General features: G+C 41.8%; 5 protein-coding genes. All 5 read right to left on the bottom strand.

Going from position 1 to position 6,737, the window contains the following annotated elements; translation table 11 throughout:
• Window positions 1–364: 364 nt before the first annotated feature.
• Window positions 365–2,260: an FtsX-like permease family protein gene (locus CHH53_RS16945; RefSeq protein WP_095217316.1), complete on the bottom strand. Its 1,896-nt coding sequence runs from the start codon at window positions 2,258–2,260 to the stop codon at window positions 365–367.
• Window positions 2,235–2,999 carry an ABC transporter ATP-binding protein gene (locus CHH53_RS16940; RefSeq protein WP_095217315.1) on the bottom strand — a complete coding sequence of 255 codons (765 nt, stop codon included), beginning with the start codon at window positions 2,997–2,999 and terminating at the stop codon, window positions 2,235–2,237. Before CHH53_RS16940 ends, CHH53_RS16945 begins: the two co-directional genes overlap by 26 nt.
• Window positions 3,000–3,080: 81 nt before the next feature.
• Window positions 3,081–4,082, bottom strand: coding sequence for a sensor histidine kinase (locus CHH53_RS16935; RefSeq protein WP_095217314.1), 1,002 nt, complete (start codon window positions 4,080–4,082; stop codon window positions 3,081–3,083).
• Window positions 4,079–4,783, bottom strand: a complete 705-nt coding sequence (locus tag CHH53_RS16930; protein WP_095217313.1) for a response regulator transcription factor — start codon at window positions 4,781–4,783, stop codon at window positions 4,079–4,081. Before CHH53_RS16930 ends, CHH53_RS16935 begins: the two co-directional genes overlap by 4 nt.
• Before the next feature lie 244 nt (window positions 4,784–5,027).
• Complete coding sequence (locus CHH53_RS16925) at window positions 5,028–5,963, bottom strand: NADP-dependent oxidoreductase (RefSeq protein ID WP_095217312.1); 936 nt, start codon at window positions 5,961–5,963, stop codon at window positions 5,028–5,030.
• Window positions 5,964–6,737: the final 774 nt, after the last annotated feature.

Raw genomic sequence — 6,737 nt, 5'->3', positions numbered from 1 at the left:
CCTCTTATGTATCGTCCTTTTCTTAAGGACAAGTTAGATTATATATGCTACAGAGATAAAAAGCAATACATTATTTAAAATTAACTAGGTTTTTTTCCGTATTACATTCTTTTTATTACATGTAATGGCTTACTTGCTGCAAACTTAAGGTTCTAATAAAACGCAACCCTTGTTATTCTACACGAATGGGACACGGTTTGGCAACCAGCGGCAGAAGTCCTGTCCCGAACCAACGTAGTTTATCGTCATGATTCCGCATCCCAGTATGGATACAGCAGTGCTTTCCTTCCCCTGACTTAAAAAGCTGCCGGATCCCCTGATCCAGCAGCCGATTCCCAATGCCGTCCCACTCTTATGCAGTTTATTAAAAGACCATCCGTATCACTTGTTTCACATAGAAAAATCGTACAGTCAGGAAATAAAGTAATTGGATTACCGCAAAGCTTCCAAGGACAAAGGCTGATTCCACTGTTAAATTGTAGTCAAATAAATGCGACAAAGCTGTTAGGGCCACCGCCCCGTGAAAGAGCGCCACTACAATCGGCGAGAAAAATAAAATAGCAATTTGCCGATTCACTACTTTTTTCAACTCTGATTGTGTCAAACCAATTTTGGCAATCGATCGGAACTTGCGCTTTTCCTCATCAATATCCGTGAATAATCGGAAGTAAAGAAAGCTGCCAGCCGAAACAAAGAACACAATACCAATAAACAGGCCAATAAAAAGAATCAGTCCATAGGCTTTATTGGTTTCATAAAGTGAATAATCAATAGAAAACACCTTATGCTTTATCTGTTCCTCTAACCTTTTTCCCGTTTCAATTACTTGTTCCTCGCTCCCATCATGTACATTCCACGCGGCAGTCATATCTGTCCTCACCGGTGTTCCAAGCTGCTTATATGTGCCGTCATTCACCACATAATACCCCATTAATCCTAAACCTACAGCTGATTCCACTACATGACTTGGTTGAATTTCTTTTCCGTTGTCCAGCTTTATGTTCGATTGCTTCAAGGCTTCACTTGCTTTCTGTCCTTCAGTGATTACGGCATCGCTTTGTTCCATAACAATTGCCTCATTTTCCTCTGGATGCAGTTCTTTCTCATCGATTAATGCAGCAAATCGATTGTAATCAGAAGCTTTCACTATCAATACAGGAGACTCCTCCACAGATGTATCATAAAAAGCCAAGTCCGCAGCTTCCATTTCTGCGTCGATTTTCTCTTCATCCAATATAGCATTGATCTGCTGAAGGTCTTGTTCGATAATTTCTTCACTATCGTCCAAAAAAGGAGCATATCTATAAGTATATGGATTGATTTCCTTCATCCCTTTCGTAAGGTAAGATTGGAATCCATATAATGTCCCAATGGCACTAAATGCAACAGTTGATATTATCGCTACCAAGAAAAAGGTTCTAGCGTTATCTTTCATCCGAAACGATAAATCACCGAAAAGCAGCATGTTGGTCTTCCGCCAGAAGATCGATTTATTTCCTCTCAGCAGACGGATGCAATACACACTTAACTGCGTAAACAAGATGTATGTTCCCAGTGTCACCACAATGATGACCGGGATCATCATATAGACTACGCCGACACCTTTGACAAGTAGGGCAGTGCCATATCCCGCAAGCAATAAGAGTATCGCAAGGATGGATAGTGTAATGGACGCTTTCGGTTCCCCTTTGGACTGCTTATCTCCTTTAATGAGATCGACGAGCTTATTCGTGCGTAAAATGAACGCAACAAAAATCGATATACAGAAGAAGAGAAAGAGAAAACTGAAAAACGTCACGACAATTGCCCATACAGGGAAATAAAAATCCAATGAAGCATCGATGATTAAAATATTCTCGGCAATCAATAGTATTGTTTTTGCAAACACCAGACCCATCAGGATCCCGCCAGCTGTTGCAATAAATCCTATTAAGATATTCTCTAAAAATACCATAAGCCGTATCTGCTTATCAGAAGCTCCTAAGATAATCAATAAACCAAATTCCTTCTTCCTTGATTGCAAGAAAGAGCTCATCGAATATAAAATAAAGAAGAACGAAAATATATAAATGATTCCACCAGCCACAGCCATCCCAAAAAGCGCATACTCATTGATCGAGCTATCCAAAAGAGCTGGATGGAAAGCAAAGATTGCAAATGTGAAGAATACCATCACCGTAAACATACTGCTGAGGAAGTACGCAATATACAGCCGTTTATTGCGTAGGACATTTCTAAACGCGAACTGACGAAAAGTCATTTCCCTCTCCCCCCATCAGCGATAGCATATCGATTATCTTCTGGAAGAATGCTTGTCTGCTCTCCCCTCTATGAATCTCGGAATACAGCTTCCCATCCCGGATAAAAACAACCCGATCAGCATAACTTGCTGCCTGAGGATCATGTGTTACCATCAATAAGCTTGTTTTATTCCTTTCATTTATGGATACCAGCATCTTCATGACATCCTTGGCTGCTTTAGAATCAAGGTTCCCTGTTGGCTCATCCGCCAACAGTAATTTGGGCTCATGGATCATCGCCCTGGCAATCGCTGCCCGCTGCGCCTGCCCTCCGGAAATCTCATACGTACGCTTATTCATGATGCCTTCGATACCAAGATGCTTCGCTATCTGCTGTGCCTTCTTCTGCATCTCCCCTGCTGGGATACCATCCAATGTGAGCGGAAGGATGATATTTTCCTGAACAGTAAGTGTATGCAATAGGTTGAAATCCTGAAAGATGAATCCCAATTCATTACGACGGAATGCGGCCAAAGCATTCTTTTTCAGCTGATGCGGATACCTCCCATCGATTTCCACCTGCCCAGTGGTCGGCGCATCGTTTGTGGAAACGATATTCAAAAGGGTTGTTTTACCGCTTCCCGATGGACCCATGATCGCTACAAATTCACCATCCTCTACGTCCAGATCGATATCGGCCAGGGCTCGATAAGCAACCTTCCCCTCATATATTTTACTGACTTTTGTAAGCTTGAGCATAATCCATTCTCCTTCCTGATGCTTAATCCAAGCATAGCCTGAGCAGTACATGTCCTACCATCGATTATGCTTTCACGAATCTTACATTGATGTAAGGTTTTGTGTTTTGGAAAAAATGATCCGAAAAATCGTCCCTTCTCCAACGGTCGATTCCATTTCCAGACGGTGATCCAATTTTTCAGCGACTTCTTTTACCAAATACAGTCCCATACCCGTAGACTCCCGATATTTCCTGCCATTTTCGCCTGTATAAAACTTATTGAAGATACGTTTCCGATCGACAGCAGGAATACCGATTCCAAAGTCCTTCACTTCCAATACCATTTCTCCAGCTCTGTCATAGACAGAAAGAATAAGTTGATTCGATTTTCCAGCAGAGTATTTGACAGCATTATGCAGCAGCTGCGACAGCAGGAAGAAAAGCCACTTTTCATCCGTCTCCACTATTGCCCCAGTTGTCTCTTCCTTCAATACTGGATATACTTCATTGCGGATGTAGAATCGCTTATTTTCCTGGTGGACTTCGCTGATCAGCTTGGTAAGGACCACAGGCTTAATATGAAAATCCTCGGTGATGGTGCGAAGCCTTGCTAAATAGAGGACTGTATTCAGACCTTCCCGCATCCGATCCGTTTCTTCCCGGATACTTGATGAATCTGGTTCGTCCAATGTTTGGGCCATCAATTCAATGACTGAGAGCGGTGTTTTCATTTGATGGACCCAACGATCCATGAACAACAAATGCTCATCCTGTCTGTCTTCCCCTTTTAATAGTTCTTCCCGATATAAGCGATACTGGGCAGCCAGCAATTGATCGAGCGCTTCAGAAATAGGTGCCCGTTCGGTAGTCTCCAAGGATTCATCCAGTGCTGTCAGCGAATGCTGCAATCTTTGATAAAAATTCCTTCGGCTAAAGTACCGATAACAGAGGAATGCGGCTATGAAAAGCATGGATAGGAAAAAGGCGTATAGACTCATGCCAAGATCACGATAGCCGTCCAGCCAAAATAGCACCGGAACCAGCAAAGCTTGAAAGAGCTGGACCAAAATGAGCAGCACATGCTCACGAAGGAATAATTTCATGCTTTCTCCTCATTCCAGCTGATACGCAAACGATATCCTGCTCCCCTGACCGTTTCCACAGCATCCTCGATGCCTATATCTTGCAACTTATGACGAACACGGGCTATATTCACATTCAAGGTATTCTCATCCACATAGGCTTGATCATCCCATAATTTCTCCAGCAAATCCTGCCTGCCAGCAACGCGGGGATAACGCTCAAGCAGGCTTTCCATAATATCCGATTCTTTTTTAGTTAATTGCGTTGATTGATTCCCGAACTGCAGTTCCAATCGTTCGGGATAAAAGTACAATCCATCCTGGATAAGCACTCGCTCCTCGTACTTTGCAGCATACTCTCCATACGCACGCCGCATTTGACTTCTGATTTTTGCCATCACTATATCCGGATGAAATGGCTTGGTAATAAAATCATCCCCGCCGTTTTCTATTGCCATGACTTGATCCATTTCTCCCGTTCGTGCCGAAATGAAAATCACTGGGCAAATCGACGTTTTTCTGATTTGCCTGCACCAATAAAACCCATCATAGCTAGGAAGATTAATATCAAGCAAAACAAGATCAGGCTGCACCGCAAGAAACGCAGCTAATATATTTCCAAAGTCATCCGCAATGGTGACATCATATCCGTATTTTTCAATGTGGGAACTTAAGTAGTCCGCAATTTTTATGTCATCCTCAATGATCATGATTTTTTCCATGTTTCATGTCTCCTAGCCATATAATCACTTCCATTATAATTTTACCATTGAATCCCATCGCATGTTATTATCCGTAAAATCATCCAGGAATCCTTAAAGGAATACGACATAAAATCAGCAGACATAAAAAAAGACCCCAACTTTGCGTTAGAGTCTGGATATGACAATATTAGCATGTATAAAAGTATCCGATAAAGATACTCAATCTAACATGTGCTGCCATATAAGTTGCGGCGTTCAGCGTTTATTTGACTTTGATTACAATTTTCCCTTTGGCATGATGTGTTTCACTTAATTCATGAGCTTCTTGTAAATCTTCAGCTGAAAAATCAAATACACTGCCCACTTGAGGCTTAACTATCCCTTTTTCAAGCAATTCCCCTATTTCATCTAACTGTTTACCATTTGGCGTCAGCCAATAGGAGCTTGCCGTTACGTGATGCTTATCTGCTAACGCTGAATCGGGTTGTCCGGCAATCGTTACCAGCCTGCCGCCGGGCTTTAATACTTGGAAGCTCTTATTTAGGATGTCACCGCCCATTGTATCAATGACAGCATCATAATCACTTAATTCATCTTCAAATTGTTGTGTGCGGTAATTAATGAATTCATCTGCACCCAGCTCTTTTACATATGCTTCATTTTTTTCACTCGCAGTTGTAGCCACGTAAGCACCCAAATGTTTTGCCATTTGAATGGCCAAACTTCCTACACCGCCAGCTCCAGCATGGATAAGTACTTTATCCCCTTCTTTGACTTTTGTATTATCCACTAAACACTGCCAAGCGGTTAATCCTGCTAATGGAATGGAGGCAGCTTCTTCAAATGTCAGGTTGCTAGGCTTTTTCGCAAGCAATTCCTCATCGACAGTCGTAAACTCCGCATAAGTACCTTCAGCTGTCGTATCCGGGCGCGCAAAAATCTCATCCCCGACCTGAAAATCCTTCACATCACTTCCAACTTCAACTATCTTACCGGCAACATCCCAGCCGAGGATAATCGGGAATGACCAATCCAGCATCTGCTTCAAGTAACCTGCCCGAAGCTTCCAGTCAATCGGATTAATGGAAGTAGCATAAACCTCCACAAGTACTTGATTTGCCTTTATTTCCGGCTTCGGCAGCTCTTGCTCTCTCAATACCTCTTTACTGCCATATTCATTGATCACAACTGCACGCATGAATAGCACTCCCTTTTCATGAAATGTATTACCAAGTTCTATATTAGTTGCTTCTTCAGAAGTCATTCTTTCTTGTCAGATATAAATCAAATATAGAATCTTCTATGATATGATATATTCCATACAAATATATTGTAGCTTTATATAACTTGAAATTAAACTAAACCGCTTGGAAAGTGGATATTTTCCCCTCCTCCCCCAAACACTTCAATTCCTATATTTCCATATGCAGCTATATTTTATCCGTTAGATACTCGGGACAAATCAAAAAAGAACCACTCATCGGCTGCCATTGCACCTGATGAGTGATCCTATTAATGAACGCTTCCGCTCGCTTATTTTGTTCCGTTTAATTGGCATGAACTGGTCTGCTGCCCTTCTATAATACCCGATAAGCCTTTTCTTTGTTTTAAGAAATCCTCTAAATATGCCACACTGCCTACAAAACTAAAAAATCCAGTTCCCCGTTCAAGTCAAATCAAGGACACTCCGATTGGATCTGCAGGGATGAATATCAGTCATCTAAGGGGTAAGCAACGCATCTTCTTTTAAAAAAATCCTACTCAAAAATGGATGCATCTCTACCTACATTTATTACTGCTTTGCCCATCCATGTCTTCTATTCCGAAACGATGAAATATGGGAGAACCTATTACCGTTCCTCTACTCATCAGCTAGCCCCTCCGACCAAATCATCGTAAATATGAATAAATGAAAGAAAGACCCTAACTTTACGTCAGGGTCTTTCTGTTTACCGTTTGGCAATACGGCATC

Source organism: Terribacillus sp. 7520-G, assembly GCF_002271665.1.
Lineage (GTDB): Bacteria > Bacillota > Bacilli > Bacillales > Amphibacillaceae > Terribacillus.
Note: the sequence above shows the minus strand (reverse complement) of the source record. Positions and strands in the feature narration are given on the sequence as shown.